Consider the following 20,775-nt stretch of genomic DNA (forward strand, 5'->3'; position numbering starts at 1 on the left):
TCGCGGCACATCCGAGCCACGGCCGATCGCCGTCGTCAGCCCCAGCGGCGCACCGCCCAGCGCTCGACCAGCGCGAGGATCGAGTCGGTGATCTTGCCGAGCAGCGCCAGCAGGATGATCGCCAGCACGATCTGGTCGACGCGGCCGTTCGACTGGCCGCGGGTGAGCAGGAAGCCGAGTCCCATGGAGGCCGCGATCAGCTCCGCGGCGACGAGGAACAGCCATGCCTGCACCAGGGCGAGCCGCAGGCCGGCGAACAGCGAAGGAAGCACGGCCGGCAGCTGGACGGCGAAGAACAGGCGGATGCCGCGGAAGCCGTACGAGCGTCCGAGCTCGACCAGATGCGGATCGACGTGTCGCAGTGCGATGGAGACGGTCGTGAAGACCGGGAAGAACGCGCCGATCGTGATGAGGATGACCTTCGACTCCTCGCCGATGCTGAACCAGACGATCAGCAGCGGCACCCACGCCAGGCTGGGCACGGCGCGGATGATTCCGAGTGTGGGGGAGAGCCCGAGGTCCCAGAACCTGGACAGGCCCACGAGGCCGCCGATCGCGATGCCGAGCCCCGCCCCGAAGGCGAACCCGATGAGCACCCGCTGCACCGAGATCGCGGTGAACTGCCAGAGCTCACCGCGGTCGGACAGGCTCACCGCCGCATCCCACACCGACTGCGGGCTCGGCAGCTTGAAGGAGGGGATGATCGCCGACCCGGGGATGGTCAGCAGGAACCAGAGGCCGATGAGCACGACCGGCAGCGCGGCGCCGACCGCGATGCGGACGCCCCTCCGGGACAGCGGACTCGAGCCCGCTGTCCCGGAAGGCGTCTCGGTGGTCGTCGGCGCGTCGACACCGGTCGTGCTCATGGCTCAGATCCTCCCGGGCTCAGTCCGTCGCCTGCTGGGCGAACTGCGGTGCGAACAGCGTGCTCAGCGCCTCGTCGACATCGGACTGGCTGGCGACGTCGCCGTTAGCGACCTCGATCGCACCGATCGGGCCCAGCACCGCAGCCAACGTGTCGCCCGGGACCGGGTCGACGTCGAAGCCGGAGCGCTCGTTGACGACGGTCTCGGCCACCGACAGGTCGATGCTCGCGGCGTCCGCGACGATCTGCGCGGTCTCCTCCGGGTTCGCGATCGCCCACGCGCGCGCCTTCTCGTATGCGTCGACGACGGCCTGCACGACCTCGGGGTGGTCGTTGATGATCGACTCGCTCGCGTTGAGCACGCTGTAGGAGTTGAAGTCGATGTTGCGATACAGCAGCTGTGCGCCGGAAGCCTCGGCGGACGCCATGATCGGATCCAGGCCCGCCCATGCGTCGACAGAACCGCTCTGCAGCGCCGCCCAGCCGTCGGAGTGGACCAGGTTCTGCACGGTGACGTCGTCGATCGAGAGTCCGGCCTCGTCCAGCGCCTGCACCAGGAAGAAGTACGGGTCGGTGCCGAGATAGGCGGCGACCGACTTGCCCTTCAGATCTGCGACCGACGTGATGTCGGAGTCGGCCGGGACGACGAGAGCGGTCCACTCCGGCTGGCCGACGACGTCCACGATCTGCTGCTCAGCGCCGTTGGCGCGTGCGAGCAGCGCCGCGGAGCCGGCGGTGGAGCCGAAGTCGATCGCGCCGGCGCGCAGCGACTCGTTGGCCTTCGCTGAGCCGGTCGACTGCACCCAGTTGACGGTGTAGCCCTCGTCCTCGAGCCAGCCTTGGTCCTTCACGATGAGGCTGAGCGGGCTGTAGGTGGCCCAGTCGATGTTGATCGTCGTGCCGGTGTCGCCGGACGCGGCGTCGTCGGAGGAGGAGTTCTCCCCTGCGACGCATCCGGACAGGGCGAGCGCGGCGACGGCTGCGCCGGCGGCGACGCCGATCAGGCGGCGAGTCAGAGACATGGTGGTGCCTTTCGTGTGCTGTGTGCTGTGTGCTGTGCGGGGGTGGGGCGCGAGGGCCCCGTGTCAGTGGGCGTGCCGGTCGATGCCGAGGGCGCCGAGCAGGCCCGCGCGCAGTTCGGCGAGCTCGGCCGAGCCGCGGTCGCGGGGACGCTCGCCGGGCACGATGACGAGTTGCTGGATGCGGGCGCCGGTCGCGCCGGCGTCGGCGCCGAGGACGATGATGCGATCGGCCAGCTGCAGGGCCTCGTCGACGTCGTGCGTCACCAGCAGCGTGGTCGTGGGAGCCTCCGCCAGCACGGAGAGGAGGAGGTCCTGCATCCGCAGCCGGGTCAGGGCGTCCAGCGCACCGAACGGCTCGTCCAGCAGCAGCACCTCGGGGCGGCGGGCGAGCGCACGGGCCAGCGAGGTGCGCTGGGCCATGCCGCCGGAGATCTCTCGTGGCCGGTGGGAGGCGAAGTCGGTGAGGCCGATCAGGTGCAGCAGCTCGGAGATGCGGGCGGTGCGCTCGGCACGCGGCAGTCCGGCGGGCACGCCGAGGGCGATGTTGTCGGCGACCGACCGCCAGGGGAGCAGTCGTGGCTCCTGGAACCCGATCGCGATGCGCGGGTCGATGCCGGTGACCGGCTCTCCGTCCAGCGTGACGGTGCCGGCGCTGGCGGCGTCGAGGCCGCCCGCGATGCGCAGCAGCGTCGACTTGCCCGAACCGGAGGCGCCGAGGATCGCGACGAGCTCTCCCGGCTCGACGTCGAGGTCGATGTCGCGGAGCACGATACGCGTGCCGAACGTGCGGCCCAGGCCGCGGAATCGCAGCTGCGCGCCGACGGAGCGATCACCGAGGATCTCAGCGGCGGGCGCGGACGCGGACATCGTTCTCCTCCGGGCAGGGACAGGGGCCAGCCGACCCTAGCCGGGAGGAGGCCCGCCGAGCGAATCCGCGCGACACAGGCGGTAACAGCGACGCAGGCTCCGTCCGTGCGGCTGGCGTAGGTTGGAGGAGTGAAAGCCGCGCCTGCAGACCAGCTCCGCCTGCTCGACCTCGCCGACCTCGACGCGCGGCTTCGGCAGACCGAGCATGCGCGGCGCAACCCGCCGCAGGCGGCGCGGGTGAAGGAGCTGCTCGAGTCGCGTCCGGCGCTCTCCCATGAGCTGGCGCAGCGGCAGTCCGCGGTCGACGACCTGCGTGGCGAACAGGACCGCATCGAGGCGGATGTGAAGGTCGTCCAGGCCCGCCGTGACCGCGACGCGGCCCTGCTGCAGACGGTGTCGAACCCCAAGGACGCCGCCGGCCTCGAGCACGAGCTCGCCTCGCTCGCACGCCGGCAGCGTGAGCTGGAGGACGCCGAGCTCGAGGTCATGGAGCAGCTCGAGACCGCCGAGACGGCCGTCGCCGCGCAGGAGGCGCTGCTGGCGGACACCAATGCGGAGGGGGTGCGTCTGTCCGCCGAGGCGAAGCAGCTGGTCGCGGACGCGACGGCGCGCGTCGAGGAGCTCGCCCGCGATCGCGCGGCGGTCACGGCATCCGTTCCCGCCGACCTCGTCGCGCAGTACGAGCGCAACACGGCCCGCGGCGGCGTCGGCGCCGCGCTGCTGCGCGCACGCACCTGCACGGGATGCCACATGATGCTCTCCGGCACAGACCTCGGCGTGCTGCGACAGGCTGAGGCCGACGACGTCGCCCTCTGCCCGGAGTGCGGCTGCATCCTGGTCCGCACCGGTGAGTCGGGGCTGTGACCCGCCGGTAGACTTCCGGGTGCGAATGGGTCGGCCGGACGGTCGCGTCGCGGGTATCCGCGCCGAGGAACGTCCGGGCTCCACAGGGCAGGGCGGTGGGTAACACCCACCCGGAGCGATCCGCGAGACAGTGCCACAGAGAGCAGACCGCCGCAGCCTCGGCCGCGGTAAGGGTGAAAGGGTGGTGTAAGAGACCACCGGGGCCGTGGTGACACGGCTCGCAAGGTAAACCTCGCCCGGAGCAAGGCCAGACAGGGGATGACGACGCGGCCCGCCGAGTCCCCGGGTAGGCCGCTGGAGCGGCACGGCAACGTGTCGCCGAGAGAGATGACCGTCGACGGGGCGTCAGCCCCCGAACAGAACCCGGCGTACAGGCCGGCCCATTCGCCCTCTCAGACCTTCGCGGTCGTGGCCGCCAGGTGGGCCGGCGCGGCGCCGCGCGAGAGCGCCGCAGCGCCGATGATGCCCGCGTTGTTGCGGTGCACCGCCGGGACGATGGGCGTGCGCAGCTCCAGTAGATGCAGGAACTTGTCGGCGTGCTTGGACACGCCCCCGCCCACGACGAACAGGTCGGGGCTGAACAGGAACTCGACGTGGCTGTAGTACCACTGCAGACGCTCGGCCCACTGCTCCCAGCTCAGGTCGTCGCGCTCCATCGCGGAGTACGCGGCGTACGCCTCGGCGTCCTTCCCGTGCTGGGCCCGCTGGAGGTGACCGAGCTCGCTGTTGGGCACGAGCTCGCCGCGGTAGATGAGCGCCGAGCCGATCCCGGTGCCGAGCGTGGTGAGGATGACGAGCCCCTCGGCGTCCTTCGCGGCGCCGTAGCGCACCTCGGCGACCCCCGCGACGTCGGCGTCGTTGGCGAAGTGGATGCGGCGTCCGAGGCCCTGCTCGAAGAAGTCCTCCGCCGCGAAGTCGAGCCACTCGTCGGACACGTTCGCGGCGGACAGGGTGTGCCCGTTCTTGACGATCGCCGGGAACGCGACGCCCAGCGGGATGCCGGCGTCGCTCACCTCGAGCGTGCCGAGCACCTGCTCCACCGCCGCCAGCACGTCGTCGGGCTTCGCGCCCTCGGGCGTCGCGACCTTCACCCGATCGCTGACCAGCTCCCCCTTCTCCAGGTCGACGATGCCGCCCTTGATGCCGGTACCGCCGATGTCGATCCCCACTGCGCGATCGGTTGTCGAAGCCATGGGCCCAGCCTAGCGACCCGGCGCGGGCCGATCAGTAGGATCGGATCAGGCATCGACGGGAGCATCGTGGGCGACGAGAACGACAAGTACTGGTACAACCTGAAGACCGGTCACGTGGAGCGTGGCTTCGAGTCACCCGCCGCAGACCGTGCCGGCCCCTTCGATACGGCCGAGGAGGCCGCGAACGCGCCGGAAGTGATCCGCGAACGGTCCCGGCAGTGGGCCGAGGAAGACGCCCGCGAAGACGACTGAGCGCGCCGATCGGCGCGTCGAGACTGTGATCGCCGGAGGATCCGGCGCGTAGAGGAGAAGCCATGGACAAGCAGCGGGACTTCGTGCTGCGCACGATCGAGGAGCGCGGCGTCAAGTTCATCCGCCTGTGGTTCACGGATGTCATCGGCACCCTGAAGTCGGTGGCGATCGCGCCGGCCGAGGTCGAGGGCGCCTTCGGCGAGGGGCTCGGGTTCGACGGATCGGCGATCGAGGGGCTGACCCGGTCGTACGAGTCGGACCTGCTGGCGCTGCCCGACCCGACGACGTTCCAGATCCTGCCGTGGCGCGGCGAGGTCGACCCGACCGCGCGCATGTTCTGCGACATCACGACGCCGGACGGCCAGCCGGCCGTCGCCGACCCGCGGCACGTGCTCAAGCGCACGCTCGCGAAGGCGGCCGACGCGGGATTCACGTTCTACACGCACCCCGAGATCGAGTTCTACCTGCTGAAGTCGTCCACCTACGGCGCAGAGGGCCCGGAGCCGGTCGACTCGGCCGGCTATTTCGACAACGTGCCCGGCGGCACCGCGCATGACTTCCGGCGCCGGTCGGTGCGGATGCTGGAGGACCTCGGCATCTCGGTGGAGTTCAGCCACCACGAGGGCGGCCCCGGCCAGAACGAGATCGACCTGCGGTATGCCGACGCGCTGACCACCGCGGACAACATCATGACCTTCCGCACGGTCGTCAAAGAGGTCGCGATCGAGCAGGGCGTGTACGCGACGTTCATGCCCAAGCCCCTCAGCGGCCAGCCCGGCAGCGGCATGCACACGCACATGTCGCTGTTCGAGGGCGACCAGAACGCGTTCTATGAAGAGGGCGCGCAGTATCAGCTCTCCAAGGTGGGGCGGCAGTTCATCGCCGGTCTGCTGCGTCACGCGAACGAGATCTCCGCCGTGACGAACCAGTTCGTCAACTCGTACAAGCGCCTGTGGGGCGGCGACGAGGCCCCGAGCTTCATCTGCTGGGGACACAACAACCGTTCCGCGCTCGTGCGCGTGCCGTTGTACAAGCCGAGCAAGGGACAGTCCTCGCGGGTCGAGTACCGTGCGCTCGACTCCGCCGCGAACCCCTATCTCGCCTACGCGCTGATGCTCGCCGCCGGTCTCAAGGGCATCGAGGAGGGCTACGAGCTGCCGCCCGAGGCGGAGGACAACGTCTGGTCGCTGACGGACGCCGAGCGCCGCGCCCTCGGCTACGCGCCACTGCCCACGAGCCTCGACCAGGCCCTGCACGCGATGGAGGACTCCGAGCTGGTCGCCGAGACCCTCGGCGAGCAGGTGTTCAACTACGTGCTGCTCAACAAGCGCAAGGAGTGGCAGGGCTACCGCTCTCAGGTGACGCCCTTCGAGCTGCAGAGCAACCTCGAGATGCTCTGAGGCCGTCGTGGCCGGCATCGACCGCTTCTCGGCGCGCACCGACCTCGCCCGGCTCGGCTTCGGCGCGATCACCGACGCCGAGCGGCTGCTGGCGGAGCTGGAGGAGCTGACGGACCTGCCGCGCGGCGAATGGATCGCGGAGGCGGGGCGGGCCGCCGACCCGGACGGGGCGATCTCGGCGCTCGCGAAGATCGCCCGCCGCGACGCCGCGGTGGTGGGCGACGTGCTGCGCTCGCCGCGCGGACGCGTCGCCCTGTGGGCGGTGCTCGGCGCATCGAAGGGCTTCGGGGACTTCTATTTCCGGCATCCGCGTGAGCTGGCCGACCTGACCACGGCACCCGACCGGCTGCCCACGGCGGCGGAGCTGCACGACGAGCTGCTGGACGCGGTCGGGGCGATGGGCGGGTTCGCGGCGTCGGGCGACGAGACGTCGTGGATGGCGATGCGGGTGCGGTACCGGCGCATGCTGGCCCGGATCGCGGCGTTCGACCTGCTGGCGCCCGACGCGGTCGCGGTGCTGCCGCGGGTCGCGTCGGTGCTCGCGGATGCCGCCGCCGCCGCCCTGGAGGCCTCGCTCGCGGTCGCCCGGGCGCGGGTGGGCGACGGTCTCTTCCCCCGCGAGCAGGTCGCCCGGACCCGCCTCGCGATCATCGGCATGGGCAAGACCGGTGCGCGTGAGCTGAACTACGTCAGCGACGTCGACGTCATCTTCGTCTGCGGTGCCGCCGGCGACGCGGTCGACGAGCTCGGCGAGAGCCGTGTCATCGACATCGCGACGCGCCTGGCGGTGCAGACGATGCGCGGGATCTCCGGCGACGACATCGAGCCGCCGCTGTGGGAGGTCGACCCGAACCTGCGCCCGGAGGGCAAGCAGGGCGCCCTGGTGCGCACGCTGGACTCGCATGTCTCGTACTACGACCGCTGGGCGAAGGGATGGGAGTTCCAGGCGCTGCTGAAGGCCCGCCCGATCGCCGGCGACGCGGAGCTCGGCGACGCCTACGTCGCGGCCGTGCAGCCGAAGGTGTGGACCAGTTCGGCGCGGGAGAACTTCGTCGACAACGTGCAGCGGATGCGCGAGCGGGTCACGGACCACATCCCCGCCGCCGACGTGCCGTATCAGCTCAAGCTCGGACCGGGCGGCATCCGCGACGTCGAGTTCACGGTGCAGCTGCTGCAGCTCGTGCACGGGCTCAGCGACGACCGCATCCGTCAGCGGGGCACGCTCGAGGCCCTCGACGCGCTCGTGTCCGAGGGGTACATCGGCCGGTCGGATGCCGCGGCCTTCGAACGCGACTACCGAGTGCTGCGCGTGCTCGAGCACCGCCTGCAGCTGCGCGGGCTGCGCCGCACCCACCTCATGCCGGCCGGCGACGACGAGCGCCGGGTGCTCGCACGGGCGAGCGGGCTCGCCGACACCGGCGACGGCGTCTGGGAGATGTGGGAGGACATCAAGCGCGAGGTCCGCGACATCCACGTGCGGCTGTTCTACCGGCCGCTGCTGTCCGCGGTCGCGGCGCTCCCGGAGGCCGACCGGGCGCTGTCCGCGGAGCAGGCGCACGACCGCCTCGCCGCGATCGGGTTCCGCGATCCGGCCGGCGCGCTGCGGCACATGGCGGCGCTGACCAGCGGCCTGAGCCGCAAGGCGACCATCCAGCGGCATCTGATGCCGGTGATGCTGCGGTGGTTCGCCGACGGCGTCGACCCCGACTACGGGCTGCTGGCCTTCCGGCGCATCAGCGAACGGCTGGGGGACACGCCGTGGTTCCTGCGGATGCTGCGCGACTCCGCCGGCGCCGCCGAGCGGCTCACGCACGCGCTGTCCGGCTCGCGCTACATCGGCGACCTGATGGAGTGGATCCCGGAGTCCGTCGCCTGGCTCGACGACGAGGAGCAGCTGCGTCCGCGCCGTGGCGCGGCCCTCGAGGAGGAGGCGCGCGCGATCCAGACGCGCCACGACACGATCGACGAGGCGATGCGGTCGGTGCGCGCGCTGCGGCGGCGGGAGATGCTGCGCATCGCGATGGCGGTCGTGGTCGGCTCGATCACGGTGGAGGAGCTGGCGGCATCCCTGTCGACCGTCACCGAGGTGACCATCCAGGCGACCCTGCGTGCCGTGCGGCGCGAGGTCGTGCCCCCCGAGGACGATGCGCTCGACTTCTCGGTGATCGCGATGGGCCGGTTCGGCGGCCGCGAGCTCGGGTTCGGGTCGGATGCCGACGTGCTGTACGTCTACCGGGCCAACGGCGTCGACGAGCAGCGCGCGCACGAGCTGTCGCTGCGGCTCGTCGCCGGGCTCCGCAAGCACTCCGAGGACCACCGGCTGCCGCTCGACCTGGACGCCGACCTGCGGCCGGAGGGGCGCAACGGCCCGCTCGTGCGCTCGCTCGACGCGTATGCCGAGTACTACAGCCGCTGGTCGCTGTCATGGGAGGCGCAGGCGGTGCTGCGCGCCCGCGGCGTGGCGGGGAGCGTGAAGCTCGTCCGGGCGTTCGTCGAGCTGGCCGACCGGGTGCGCTACCCGGTGGATCCCGACCCGCAGGGCCTGCGCGAGATCAAACGCATCAAGGCACGCGTCGAGAACGAGCGGCTGCCGCAGGGCGTCGACCCGGCGCGGCACCTGAAGCTCGGCCCGGGGGGACTCAGCGACGTCGAGTGGCTCGTGCAGCTGCTGCAGCTGCAGCACGCGCACGCCGTCCCGGGCATGCGCACGACCTCCACCGCTGCCGCGCTGACCGCAGCCACCGAGGCGGGGCTGGTGCCGGAGGCCTCCGCCGGCCGGCTCTGGGAGGCGTGGCGGCTGGCGAGCCGGCTGCGCTCGGCGAACACGCTGCTGTCGGGCCAGACCAGCGACGTGCTGCCCGCCGACCGTCAGCGCCTGGACGGCATCGGCCGGCTCCTGGACTATCCGCCCCGCTCGGCCACCCGTGTCGAGGAGGACTGGATGGGCACCGCCCGCCGCGCCCGCCGCGTGTTCGAGAAGCTCTTCTACGGCTAGCGCGGTGGTGACGAGGTGGCGGTCCCGGGGCGTCATCCGACGGTCTGGTAGGCGAACTGCACTTCCAGGTCCTGCGCATCGGAGGCGTTCGCGACGCGCAGCTGCATGCGCCGCGGCGTGTCGATCCCGTCGATGACGAAGGGCGACTGCAGCGTGCTCGCGCCGGTCGCGGTGGTCGCCGTGCTGTCCGCGCCCCCGACCGGCTCTCCGTCCACCAGCAGCCTCACCTTGGCGGTGCCCGCGCCGGTCCTGCGGATGACCTTCATCACCCGCACGCGCCGTCCGTCGAGGTAGAGGATGTCGCTGAGGTCGTAGGCGCCGTCGCTGACGTCCCCTGCGAGGTGCAGGCTGAACCATCCGTCATACTGCAATGCCCCCTTGTTGCCGGCGAAGACGGTCTGCGGCCCCTGCGCGAGGAGGAGGGAGGGGCCCGACAGGTTTCCGGCGAGGTCGTTGGAGGCCACGAGCACATCGGTCGATGCGCTCACGACACCGTAGTCCTGGCGGTTCGTACCATCGGCGAGGCCGCCGATGGCGTTGCCCGTGATCACGGTGCGGGACGCGTTCTCCCGGAGGTTGATGCCGGACCCGTGGCGATAGACGGAGCCGCCGCCGCTGTAGCCGCCGAGCTCGGCCCCGACCAGGTCGATCTGGTCGTCCGCGACCACGGTGATCGGCCACTTCGCGTTGAGCGTGGTCCCCGTGGCGTCGACGACGGTGACGTAGTCGCCGGTCTCCCAGCCGTGCGCGCTCGCGGTGGTGATCCGCACGTTGTCGCCGTCGGCGACAGCCGCCGTGATCTGCTGGGCGAAGTTCGGATGCGCGGCACGGCCGTTGTTGCCGATGATGCAGCCCGTGATCGTGATCCGGGTCGAGTCGAGGTCGAAGCCGTGACGCCCCGCGCCCCGCACGATGACGTCCGAGAACATGGCCGAGCCGACGAAGCCGCTGGTGATCCGCACGCAGTCGAGGAGGCCGTCGGCGGAGACGTACGCGTTGGAGAACTTCGCGTCCGCTCCCGCCTCCAGCAGGATGGGATAGCCGTGCCCGTTCTCGAACCCGCCTCCGGCGAAGTAGAGGAACTTGGGCAGGCTGCTGCTTCCGGTGGTGTTGCGCATCCAGATGCCGTGGCGTCCGAACAGGATCGCGGTGGCGATGAACTTGATCGACCCGCCGAGTCCGTCGATGACCACGTTGTCGGTGCCCGGGTTCGCGGTGCCGGCGGCGATCGCGCACTGCACGAACTCGACGGGGTCGGCCCGGAGCTCGTCGCTCGCCCCGTTCAGCAGGATGACCTGCTCGCCGCGGAAGCCGTTCCACACGCAGTTCTGGAAACGCACGGTGTTGCAGCCCTGCAGCACGATCGCGTTGTAGCCCTCTTTGAACCGGCATGCCGAGAACGAGAGGAAGTAGTTGTTCAGGGTGCCGTCGGGGCTGTACTCGGTGCGCACGAAGGCGCCGCCGGTGAGGGTGGGCACCCCGTCTGCATCGATGTCTCCCCGCATCTGCAGGTCACGGAACCCGCCGCCGCGGGCGCCGCGCAGCACGAACGCGTCCTGGTCGCCGGTCTTGATCAGCAGCTGGGTGCCGAGGTCGAGCTCCGCGCCGCTGGTCGCGTCGCGCCCGTCGCCCATCCCCGCGCCGATGAAGGTGATCGGAGCGAGCGTGACCGTGATGGTGTTCTCGATGCGGTAGACGCCGGCGTCGAAGAGGATCTTCCCGCCGTCGGGCAGCGCATCGACCGCGGCCTGGATGCGAGCCGACTGGTCCTCGTCCGGATCCGGCAGCGTGCCGAACCAGGCGGCCGGGATCTCGGTCGTGACCGGTCGCCGCCACCGGCCGGTCGCGGTTCCGTCGACGGCGAAGACCGTGCCGCCGTCGTCGTCGTCGGTGGCGGCCGCATCCCACATCAGCATGCTCGCGCCCACGCCAGGACGATCGGCACGGTAGCCGAGGAGGTACACGACCTCCCCGTCGGCCGTGCCGGCGGTCTGCCGGGCCGCGTCGGCCCCGGCGATGGTGGGGATGCCCGCGAGCTCCTCTGCCGCCGCAGGCGCGGCCAGCATCGACGCCCCGGCCGCTGCGACCCCGCCGAGTCCCAGCAGGGTGAATGCGCGTCGTCCGACGTTCGGCCCTCCGGCGCGCTCCGACGTGACGGTCATGGGGTGATCTCCTTCGTTGTGGGGTGGGATGGGGGCGCTCCGGCGAGCGCACGGGTGGCACGGCGGTCGTGGATCATCGCCACCCCCACCGCCGCGAAGTACAGCACCACCATCGGCGCTGCGAGCACGAACATCGTGAGCACATCGGCGGCCGGGGTGGCGACAGCGGTGAACAGGCAGATCGCCAGCAGCGCATACCGCCACGACCGGAGGATCGTCCGCCCCGAGATCACGCCGATCGCGTTGAGCAGCACGAGGAACACCGGAAGCACGAACGAGACGCCGACCACGAGCACGAGCTTGAGGACGAAGTCGTAGTAGGTGGCGGCGTCGAGAAGGGTGGCGGACTGCTCGGGCGCGAACGCGGTCATCAGGAGCACCACGTGGGGAAGCACGTAGAGACCGGCGGCGCAGCCCAGCGCGAACAGGGGAACGGCGCTGCCGAGGAACGCGACGGTCACACGGCTCTCGCGGCGTGTGAGACCGGGCACGATGAACGCGAAGACCTGGTAGAGCCAGATCGGTGCGGAGAGAAGGATGCCGAGCTGCAGGGCGAGCCGGATGCGGAGGTCGAATGCAGCGGTCACGCTGCCGAAGTTGATGGCCGCGGCGCGACCGCCCGCCTGCCCCGCGCCGGCGACCGGATCGGACAGCAACGCCCAGACGGCATCGGTCAGCAGCCATCCCGCCACGGCTCCCAGGAGCACCGCGGCAGCGCTGACCATGAGCCGGCGACGCAGCTCGGCCAGGTGACCGCCGAACGTCATCGTGCCGCGCCGGACGCCGTCGGCACGGGAACGTGGACGCATCTTCGCTCCTGCCGTCTCAGGGCCGTCCGGACGTCCCGGAACGATCCGAGGGCGGCGGTGTGCGGGTGGGCACGGCATCTTCGAGAAGGGCCGCGCGGATGATCCGGCGCGGGTCGTAGCGCCGTGGGTCGAGTTCGCGCCACTGGGCGGCGTCGATGCCGAGGTCGTCGCGCAGACGATCCTGCGCGACGGCGCCGTACGATCTGATCCGCACGATCAGGCGTCTCAGGCCGGCCGCGACCGTGGGCAGCCGCCGGGGGCCGATGAGGAAGGCGGCGAGCGCACCGAGCAGGAGGAGTTTCTCGACAGTCAGGCCGAACACGCGGTCACCCCGGTCATGCTGCAGGGTCGTCGGGGGAGGCGGCATCATCGGTCTTCGCGTCCCGCAACTCCGTGCGCAGGATGCGGGTGGACTGGCCGACGCTGCGGGCCAGCTGCGGCAGTTTCGAGGCGCCGAACAGCAGCACGACGACCGCGACGATGACGATCAGATGCCAGCCGGTGAGGTTTGCGAACATCGTTATTCCTTACTTTGTCGGTCGGTGCCTTCTGCTGTGCCGGCGTGGGCACCGGTGGGATCCCCGACGTAGAGGGTGTCGGGGTAGTCGATGGCCGAGTGGAGATCGTCGGCGCTCAGCTGCAGCACGCTGCCGTGCTCTCGCAGCGCCGCGGCCAGGTCGGGGTAGTCGTAGTCCTGGACGGGGCGGCCGGTGCGCAACGACTGCGCGGCCAGCTCCCCGCACGCCTCGCCGAGCATGCCGAAGTTCGGCTCCATCCGTGCGGAGAGGTAGCCGATGTGGCTGGCCGAGAAGCAGACCGCGACCGCGAGGTTCTCCGCGTCGCCGCGGCGGGGGATGAGCGACTCGGCGGGCAGCTGGTAGAGGTCGACGGCGGCGTTGAGCGTGCTGCCGGTCAGGGTGCCCTCCCCGACGAGCCGATGCGCGCCGTCGCCGTTGTACTGGGTGAGGTGGCAGTCCATGCCGTACTTCCAGCAGCAGACCGCCGTGGCCTTCTCGTTGCCCGGCGCCAGCAGATCGTGTTCGGTCAGCACGTACGTGCCGACCATGCGACGGGCCTCGCGCACGTAGAGGGCGTGCGGGAAGCCCTGTCCGTACGGGCTGTCGACGAACTCGTCGGGCGGATAGCCGAAGCGGGCCGACCGCTCGCGGAACGTCGCCGGCAGGGAGGAGTCGTTCGTCATCCAGTGCAGGAGCCCCTGATGCCACCGCGCGTGCTCGGCGATGATCTCGTCGCGTCGCTGCCAGCTGCCGTCGGGATAGTCCCAGTTCACCCCCGGGAGATCGAAGCCGACGATCGGCCCCTGGTTGGTCTGGTACTTCTCCTGTGGGAGCAGAGCCGTGTCGGTGACGACCGCGTCGAGCCCGCCCATCCCGCGCAGTCGTACGAGATCGGCGAAGAGCCGGTAGTCGGCGGGATCGTACCCGTCCGGCCTCGTGAAGGGGATGCGGTCCGCCGCCGTGGTGAGCACTCCGCGGAAGTTGTAGGCCTGCACGGCCTCGTCGGCGCTCCCGGACGGCAGCGCGGGGGTCGGTCGTACCGGATACACCTGCGTCGAGGTGAACCCGTCGACGCGGTGCGCACGCTCGGGGAGGTATCCCGCGTGCGACTCGCCGTATTCGTCGCGCCCCTCACGGCCGGTGCGATAGGAGACGCCGGCCGCCGCAAGCAGATCGCCCTCGTAGGAGGCGTCGATGAAGAAGTCGCCGGCGACCCAGTGCTCCCGGCCGTCGCGGAGGCGCACGCCGCGGATGCGACCGCCGCGGACGTGCACGTCTCGGGGTCCCTCGATGCGGGAGTTCAGATGCACGGTCGCACCGGCATCGTCGAGCAGACGCCGGCTGACGCGCTCCGCGACCTTGGGCTCGAACCGGTACTGCGCCTGGTCCTTGCCGTAGGCCCGGCCGATCCCCTGGAAGTACTCGGTGAGGGTGAGGCCGCCGAGCGCCGAGATGATGTTGGGGATGTCGGTCTTGACCAGGCCCGCCGCGATCACACCGCCGACGTGTCCGGTCGGTTCGAGCACGCACACCGTGTGGCCTCGACGACTCAGCCGGACCGCTGCCATGATCCCGGCGAGGCTCGCCCCGTAGATCACGACGTCGACGTGGTGCGGGGCGGATGCGGTCGGGGTCGTCATGGGGTCGCTCCGCGTCGCTCACCGGGAAGGGGGTAGAGCGGCGTGGCTCCGGCGGCTTGCGAGGGGCGCGTCCGCCGGATCTCGTCGGGCCATCGGACCGGGGCTCCGAGCGTCTCGTGGAGAACGCGCTGGAGATCTCGGATGCGTTCGTCCGAGGCGGTGATCGCGTGCGGCTCCGTGCGGCTTTCCACGCAGGTCGCGGCGAGCGCCCCCACCGCCTCGCCGATGGACCACTCCACGGGGTGCAGTCGGTAACACCCGTTCGTCAGGTGCGTCGTGCCGATGTTCTTGGCAGCGGGGAGCAGATTGCGCACCCGCACGGGGACCAGCGCACGCAGCGGGATCTGGAAGGGGTAGCACTCGAGGTTGACGTAGTTCACGCCGGCCGCGGAGGGGTGCAGGTCGATGTTGTAATGACCTACTCCGACCCCGTCGTCGAAGAGGTGGGCACCAGCCCCTTCGGGGCGGTCGACGACCGCGACGTGGTGTTCGAGGATCGTGAACTGCGCCGCGATGCGGCGGGACTCCCTGATGTACACCTGCTTCGCGAGCCCGTCGGACGTGTCGGTGAGATCCGGGCGGAGCATGAGTCCCGGGTATCCGGTACCTCCGTCGTGGCGCGGCGCCTCCGTCTGCATCCAGTGCAGATACGACAGCGAGAGTTCGCGCGCTCGCCGCAGACCGGTCTCTCGCTCGGACTCGCCGACACCGGGACCGACCAGCGGTGCCTCCCAGTAGTCCGTGTTGGGCCAGTTCACGAGCGAGATGTCGGTGGTGATCCTCGCCGGATCGAACTGACTTCGCGCACGGATGCGTCGGAAATGCCACAGGTCGGCCCCGTGAGGGGCATCCATGTCCGCCTCGAAGATCCGGTTCTCACGCCCCGAGTTCGAATGGATGTCGATCTTGAACCACGACAGCTGAGGTCCCGGCCAGAACGGATCCACGTGGGTGCGCCAGTGGTCGTAGGAGGCGGGCCTGTCGATGACATGCTCCTCCCCGGGGCGGTACTCCAGCGGGAAGCACCAGGTGACCGCCTGCTGATCGCGCCAGTCGGCCACCTCCGCCGCGAAGCGTTCGCCGGTCTCGTCGGCCGACTCGGCTCCGACGACGTGTTCGACGCCCGCGAGCTCCAGCAGGTCGCCGAGCTCGGTGGCATCGACGACGATGTCGGCGGTGACGTGCGTCTCCTCTCCCGTTCTCGTCTCGCGCAGGGTGACGCCCCGCACGAGGTCGCCCTCGACGTCCACGGCGACCGGCACGTGGCGGTAGGCCACCGTGATCAGGCCGGCGGAGCGGTATCCGGCCAGCATCTCGTCGATCACCGCGACCGCGACGGCGGGTTCGATGCAGAGCTTGCTCACGTTGCCGAGGCCGGGATTGAGCGCGGGGATGCCCCGTGCTGCAGCGGTGAGCGGATAGTTGCGTCGGTAGTAGTCGCGGATGCGGCGCCGCAGCTCGCTGTAGGTGCGGGAGATGTGCGCCGACTCGATCCACGGATGCTCGTCCGACGGGACGGCCTGGGCGGTGAGCTGACCTCCGAGCCAGTTCGTCTCCTCGGAGATGACGACAGGCACCCCGAGTCGCGCGGCGGTGAGAGCCGCGGCGACGCCGCCGAGGCCTCCGCCGACGACGAGGATCCGACTGCGTTGCGGGATGGGCACGATGAGGATGCTCCTTCGGAGTGGATGCTCAGCCGTTCGCCTCGGCGAAGGCGGCCTCGAGCTCCTGCTTGATCTGATCGCCCCCGGAGCTCTTCCAGGTCGCGACGGCGTCATCCCAGTAGGAGAGGTCCTGCGATCCCTTCAGAACCTCGGTCTGCGCGTCCACCAGCGCCTTCTTCAGCGCAGCGCCCTGGCTGTTGTCCGTGGTGGAGAAGAGGTCAGCGGCGGCATCGGGCAGCAGGTTGGGACCCACCCGTACCTGATAGTCGTACTGCGCCTGCACCCGGCTCTGCGGGCCGGGGCCGAGTATCGGCGGCTCGTCGACGATGTAGTTCAGCGGCAGTCCGAGATCGGCGGTGGCACCGTCGATCGCGACCGGCGTCCCGGCGTCCATCGTGTAGTTCACGCCCTCCACACCGTATTTCCGGAACAGTTCCTCCGAGGTGCCGATCGGCGCAGCCAGCCAGTTCGCGATCCGCAGCAGTTCCTGCACCCGCTCTGCGCTGTCAGACTTCTTGATCGCCGTCAGGGCGAACGTCGTCTGCCCGAACCAGTGCCGCGCGTCGCCGCCGCCGTCGTACTTCGGCGCTACCAGTGCGCCGAAGGTGGCGTCCGAGTTCGCATTGGCCATCACGTCCCATGCGGCGTAGCCGTCACGGTTGAACACGACCCGCCCCGCCTCGATCAGCTGCCGGGAGTCGAGTGAGCCGGCGAAGGCGTCGGGATGGAAATAGCCCTTCTTCACGAGCCCAGCGACGTCGCTGATCGCCTGGCGGGCTTGATCGGTGGTGAGCCCGAAGGTGAACTCGCCGTCCTCCTCCGCCCAGTTGTTCGGGGTTCCGTTCATCTCCTGCACCACCCCGACCGTCCCTGGACCGTTCGCGGTCGCGTACACGTTGTCGCCGCTGTCGGTGACCTCTTTGAAGATCTCCTCGAACTCGGCGAAGTCGGCAGGCTCCAGGGTCAGCCCCTTCGCCTCGAGGAGGTCCTGCCGTCCGAAGTAGATCTGGCCGATCGGGGCGCGCGCCGTCGGGATCGCGCGGATCCCACCCGACTGCACCATGCTCTTCCATGCGTAGGTGGGGATGTTCGCCAGGAAGGGATAGTCGGCGATCGCGTCGCCGGACAGGTACTCGGTGAGATCGGCGAACAGTGCGGGAAGGATCTGATCGCGCCGCGTCTGGTTCAGCCTGATCTGCACGATGTCCGGCAGGTCGCCGCCGGCGAACACGGTGGCCAGCTTCTGCGTGTAGGTGCTGTCGGGCACCATGTTGAGCTGAAGGTTCACACCGAGCCGTCGGTTCAGCTCCTGCCAGTACGCGTTCTGATCGAGCGAGGGCGGCACCGACGAGAAGAGGTTGACCAGCACCGAGACGTCTCCGCCCGAGCCGGGGACCGAGTCGATCCCCGTGATCAGATCGGACGGGTAGCGGAAGAAGCCGGCCATCGCGTTGCCGCTGGCTGCGAGATCAGGCGCGACCTTGTCCCACGGGATGTACGTGGGCAGCGCGACGCCCCCCGCGACGCTCGCCGCCGCTGTGGCGGTCCCGCCGGTGCTGCAGGCGGCAAGCAATGAGGTCAGCGCGCCGGCGAGCGCGACGCCCCCGACCCCCACGATCAGCTGCCTGCGTGTGATCTCGGACGGTGCCATGTCGTTCCTCCTTTGGCTTCGACGTGACGCAATTATTGGTCATAATCTATGCTCCAGAACTGGAGCTCAGTCGCTTCGAGCACTATATCCGGCCTTCGAGGCGGCTTGTCAACCGAAAAATTCGGAGTTTTCTCTCTACGTAGATATTGGTCATATTCAGCTTGTGTATTGATTGGGTTCTTGATAGACATGTCGCGCCGCAGCCCTGCGACATCGCCGTCACGAGAGGAGCCCCCGTTGTCCGACCCGGCACCCACGTCCCTCGAAGGCGTCCGCTATCTGCTCGAACCGGAGTCGCCGCCCATCGACGTCGACTGTGACCTGGTCGTGTACGGAGCCACATCGGGCGGCGTCGCTGCGGCCTACCGCGCCGCACTGGAGGGGTTGAGGGTGGCGCTGCTGGTGTTCGGCGACCACATCGGCGGCATGAGCACCGGCGGCCTGGGGCTGACCGACGTCGGTGACCCGGAGACCGTGGGCGGTCTGGCGCGAGCGTTCTACGACGGCGTCGCCGATCGCTACGGCGTGGAAAGACCCGAGTGGTACTTCGAGCCGCACGTGGCGGAGGACGTGTTCGCGCAGTGGCTGTCGCACCCCTCGATCACGGTGCGATCGCGGCAGCAGCTGGCCGCGGTCGAGGTGGAGAACGGGAGGATCCGAGAGATCGCCACCGGAGACGGCTCGCGCTTCCGCGCCGAGATCTTCATCGATGCCAGCTACGAAGGCGATCTGCTGGCGGGCGCCGGGGTGACCTATGTCGTCGGGCGGGAGGACGCCGACGTCTACGGAGAGCCGTCGGCGGGCGCCCGGCACGATCGCGGGCATCAGTTCGTGGCTCCCGTCGACCCCCATACGATCCCCGGGATGCCCACGAGCGGACTGCTTCCCGGCATCGACCCGGACGGCTTCGGGGCGGTGGGCAAGGGCGACCGTCGCGTCCAGGCCTACAACTTCCGGCTGTGCGTCACCACCGCATCCGACCGCATCCCCTTCCCGCGGCCGAGAGGGTACGCACCGGAGAGGTACGAGCTTCTGCTGCGTTATATCGCCACCAGCGAGTTCGACCTCACCGGGCGCACGTGTCCGGTCCACGGCGACGTGTACGACATGAACAACCACGGCGCGGTCTCCAGCGATCTGATCGGCGGCTCCTGGGAGTGGCCGGAGGCGACCTACCAGCGACGTCAGGAGCTCTTCGACGACCACGTGAACTACCAGGCGGGAATGCTCTACTTCCTCGCGAACGACCCGCGCGTGCCCGCGGCGACGCGGGACGTCGCGAACGCCTTCGGACTGTCGCCGCACGAGTACACCTCGACGAGCAACTGGCCCGCCCAGCTGTACGTGCGGGAGGCGCGCCGCATGGTCGGCGAGCGCGTCGTCACCCAGCACGACGCACTCGCACCGGACGCCGTCACCGATCCGATCGCTCTGGCCTCCTACACGATGGACTCCCATCACGTGCGCCGATACGTCGATCGCGGCCGCGTCGTCAACGAGGGCAACGTGCAGCAGGAGGTCGACGAGCCGTTCGGCGTCTCCTATCGGTCGATCCTCCCGGTGCGCAGCGAGTGCGAGAACCTGCTGGTGATCTCCGCGATCTCCGCCTCGCATGTCGCGTACTCGGCCGTACGGATGGAGCCGGTCTTCATGATGCTCGGAGATGCGGCCGCGGTGGCCGCGGCGATCTCGGTCGAGGCGGACACCGCGCTCCACGACGTCGACTACGCCGAGCTGGCCGCGGCGTTGGAGGCGCGAGGCGTCATCCTGCGGCCCCGCTCGGTGACCGCGGATGCCGCGCGGGAGAATGTGTCATGACCTCCGAACGCGCCGCCCCCGCACGCCAAGCCGACATCGCCCGCAAGGCCGGCGTCTCGCAGTCCACGGTCTCCCTCGTGCTCACCGGGTCGGGGGATCTGTCCCGGGTCGCGCCTGCGACGTACGCGCGGGTCATCAGAGCTGCCACGGAGCTCGGCTATGACGGTCCCATCGCGACGAGACCGCGCAGCCGGCGTCTGCAGCTGGGCGTGCACACCTTCGAACCGGTGTTCCCGACGCAGGCCGGCGACTACTACAGCCAGTTCCTCACGGCGATCGAGGAGCAGGCGGCGGCCGAAGGATGCAATCTGCTGCTGTTCACCGCATTGCACCAGGCGGGCGGGGACGGGCGGCTGTATCCGGAGGGTCGCAACGAGCTGCGGCACGCATCCGGGAGCCTGCTCCTGGGCCGGTCGACCAATGACGAGGATCTGGCGCGTCTGATCGCGGACCGGTATCCCTTCGTCTACGTCGGCGAGCGCGCCGTCGACGGGCACGCGGTGAACTACGTCGGCGCCGACTATCGGTCGACATCGGGAGAGATCACCGCTGAACTGCTGACGCTCGGTCACAGCAGGTTCGCGTATCTGGGCGAGCCGCTGCGCACCAGCCTCCAGACGCAGCGATGGGAGGGGTTCCGGGACGTCGTGACGCGATTCGGTCTCACGCCCCCGGAGCCGAGCTACCTCGCGCCTGATGAGATCAGCGCGGCCTGGCTCCAGGCCCAGCGCGCCGCCGGTGTCACGGCCCTCCTGGTCGAGGCGGCTTCGCAGCTGAAGGTGCTCCAGACCCTGGCGGCCCTCACCGGCATCGGCATCCCCGACGACCTCTCGGTCGTGCTCCTCGTCGACCTCCCCGAAGACGGGCCGAGGCAGGCCCGTTGGGCGCAGCTGACCGTGCCCCGTCCCGAGATGGGGCGGCGTTCGGTGCAGCTGCTCATCCAGACCATCCGCAACCCCACCGGGGACTACGAACGCCAGGTGCTGCTGCCGTGCCGATACACGCTCGGCACCACCGTCGGCGCACCCCGCCTCCGCCAATGAAGTCGAGGACTG

Annotated in this window: 17 protein-coding genes and 1 other RNA gene; 7 read left to right on the forward strand and 11 right to left on the reverse strand. The window is 70.0% G+C overall.

All coding sequences use genetic code 11. From position 1 onward, the window contains the following. Positions 1-35: 35 nt before the first annotated feature. The 3 genes from QM626_RS08200 to QM626_RS08210 form a co-directional block, all read right to left on the reverse strand. The gene (locus QM626_RS08200; RefSeq protein ID WP_415075859.1) at positions 36-866 is read right to left on the reverse strand and encodes an ABC transporter permease; all 831 of its coding nucleotides are present in this window, start codon (positions 864-866) and stop codon (positions 36-38) included. Between the two features lie 19 nt (positions 867-885). After that, positions 886-1,887, reverse strand: coding sequence for an aliphatic sulfonate ABC transporter substrate-binding protein (locus tag QM626_RS08205; protein WP_415075861.1), 1,002 nt, complete (start codon positions 1,885-1,887; stop codon positions 886-888). A gap of 63 nt (positions 1,888-1,950) precedes the next feature. Beyond that, entirely contained in the window at positions 1,951-2,754 is an 804-nt protein-coding gene (locus tag QM626_RS08210) for an ABC transporter ATP-binding protein (RefSeq protein ID WP_415075863.1), read from the reverse strand. 129 nt (positions 2,755-2,883) lie between these two features. Between QM626_RS08210 and QM626_RS08215 the strand changes: the two genes are divergently transcribed. Together QM626_RS08215 and rnpB are read left to right on the forward strand one after the other, a co-directional pair. After that, positions 2,884-3,618, forward strand: coding sequence for a zinc ribbon domain-containing protein (locus QM626_RS08215; RefSeq protein ID WP_415075865.1), 735 nt, complete (start codon positions 2,884-2,886; stop codon positions 3,616-3,618). A 26-nt stretch (positions 3,619-3,644) separates the two neighbouring features. Next, positions 3,645-4,005, forward strand: an RNA gene (rnpB, locus tag QM626_RS08220) — RNase P RNA component class A. A gap of 5 nt (positions 4,006-4,010) precedes the next feature. On the opposite strand, the gene ppgK is transcribed toward rnpB, so the two are convergent. After that, the gene (gene ppgK, locus QM626_RS08225) at positions 4,011-4,811 is read right to left on the reverse strand and encodes a polyphosphate--glucose phosphotransferase (protein ID WP_415075867.1); all 801 of its coding nucleotides are present in this window, start codon (positions 4,809-4,811) and stop codon (positions 4,011-4,013) included. A gap of 66 nt (positions 4,812-4,877) precedes the next feature. Between ppgK and QM626_RS08230 the strand changes: the two genes are divergently transcribed. The 3 genes from QM626_RS08230 (at position 4,878) to QM626_RS08240 (ending at position 9,458) form a co-directional block, all read left to right on the forward strand. Continuing rightward, positions 4,878-5,063, forward strand: a complete 186-nt coding sequence (locus tag QM626_RS08230) for an SPOR domain-containing protein (RefSeq protein ID WP_415075869.1) — start codon at positions 4,878-4,880, stop codon at positions 5,061-5,063. Between the two features lie 62 nt (positions 5,064-5,125). Then, the gene (gene glnA, locus QM626_RS08235) at positions 5,126-6,463 is read left to right on the forward strand and encodes a type I glutamate--ammonia ligase (protein ID WP_415075871.1); all 1,338 of its coding nucleotides are present in this window, start codon (positions 5,126-5,128) and stop codon (positions 6,461-6,463) included. Between the two features lie 7 nt (positions 6,464-6,470). After that, entirely contained in the window at positions 6,471-9,458 is a 2,988-nt protein-coding gene (locus QM626_RS08240) for a bifunctional [glutamine synthetase] adenylyltransferase/[glutamine synthetase]-adenylyl-L-tyrosine phosphorylase (protein WP_415075873.1), read from the forward strand. A 32-nt stretch (positions 9,459-9,490) separates the two neighbouring features. Here QM626_RS08240 and QM626_RS08245 read toward each other — a convergent pair whose 3' ends face one another. From QM626_RS08245 to QM626_RS08275, 7 genes are read right to left on the reverse strand one after another with little or no spacing between them, the layout of a single operon-like run. Continuing rightward, on the reverse strand, positions 9,491-11,620 hold the full coding sequence (locus QM626_RS08245; RefSeq protein WP_415075875.1) for a hypothetical protein: 2,130 nt from the start codon (positions 11,618-11,620) through the stop codon (positions 9,491-9,493). Next, on the reverse strand, positions 11,617-12,429 hold the full coding sequence (gene tatC / locus QM626_RS08250) for a twin-arginine translocase subunit TatC (RefSeq protein ID WP_415075877.1): 813 nt from the start codon (positions 12,427-12,429) through the stop codon (positions 11,617-11,619). The genes QM626_RS08245 and tatC overlap by 4 nt, the downstream gene beginning before the upstream one ends. A 16-nt stretch (positions 12,430-12,445) precedes the next feature. Next, positions 12,446-12,751: a Sec-independent protein translocase TatB gene (locus QM626_RS08255; protein ID WP_415075879.1), complete on the reverse strand. Its 306-nt coding sequence runs from the start codon at positions 12,749-12,751 to the stop codon at positions 12,446-12,448. Between the two features lie 13 nt (positions 12,752-12,764). Next, positions 12,765-12,947, reverse strand: a complete 183-nt coding sequence (gene tatA / locus QM626_RS08260; RefSeq protein ID WP_415075881.1) for a twin-arginine translocase TatA/TatE family subunit — start codon at positions 12,945-12,947, stop codon at positions 12,765-12,767. 2 nt (positions 12,948-12,949) lie between these two features. Further along, on the reverse strand, positions 12,950-14,587 hold the full coding sequence (locus QM626_RS08265; RefSeq protein ID WP_415075883.1) for an FAD-dependent oxidoreductase: 1,638 nt from the start codon (positions 14,585-14,587) through the stop codon (positions 12,950-12,952). Further along, positions 14,584-16,251 carry an FAD-dependent oxidoreductase gene (locus QM626_RS08270; RefSeq protein ID WP_415075885.1) on the reverse strand — a complete coding sequence of 556 codons (1,668 nt, stop codon included), beginning with the start codon at positions 16,249-16,251 and terminating at the stop codon, positions 14,584-14,586. The genes QM626_RS08265 and QM626_RS08270 overlap by 4 nt, the downstream gene beginning before the upstream one ends. A 28-nt stretch (positions 16,252-16,279) precedes the next feature. After that, positions 16,280-17,902, reverse strand: a complete 1,623-nt coding sequence (locus QM626_RS08275) for an extracellular solute-binding protein (RefSeq protein WP_415075887.1) — start codon at positions 17,900-17,902, stop codon at positions 16,280-16,282. A 237-nt stretch (positions 17,903-18,139) separates the two neighbouring features. On the opposite strand from QM626_RS08275, the gene QM626_RS08280 reads away from it, so the two are divergent. Both QM626_RS08280 and QM626_RS08285 read left to right on the forward strand, forming a co-directional pair. Continuing rightward, positions 18,140-19,720, forward strand: a complete 1,581-nt coding sequence (locus QM626_RS08280) for an FAD-dependent oxidoreductase (RefSeq protein ID WP_415075889.1) — start codon at positions 18,140-18,142, stop codon at positions 19,718-19,720. Further along, entirely contained in the window at positions 19,717-20,763 is a 1,047-nt protein-coding gene (locus QM626_RS08285; protein WP_415075891.1) for a LacI family DNA-binding transcriptional regulator, read from the forward strand. Before QM626_RS08280 ends, QM626_RS08285 begins: the two co-directional genes overlap by 4 nt. Positions 20,764-20,775 lie beyond the last annotated feature (12 nt).

The sequence above is a fragment of the Microbacterium sp. genome (assembly GCF_047606385.1).
GTDB lineage: Bacteria > Actinomycetota > Actinomycetes > Actinomycetales > Microbacteriaceae > Microbacterium.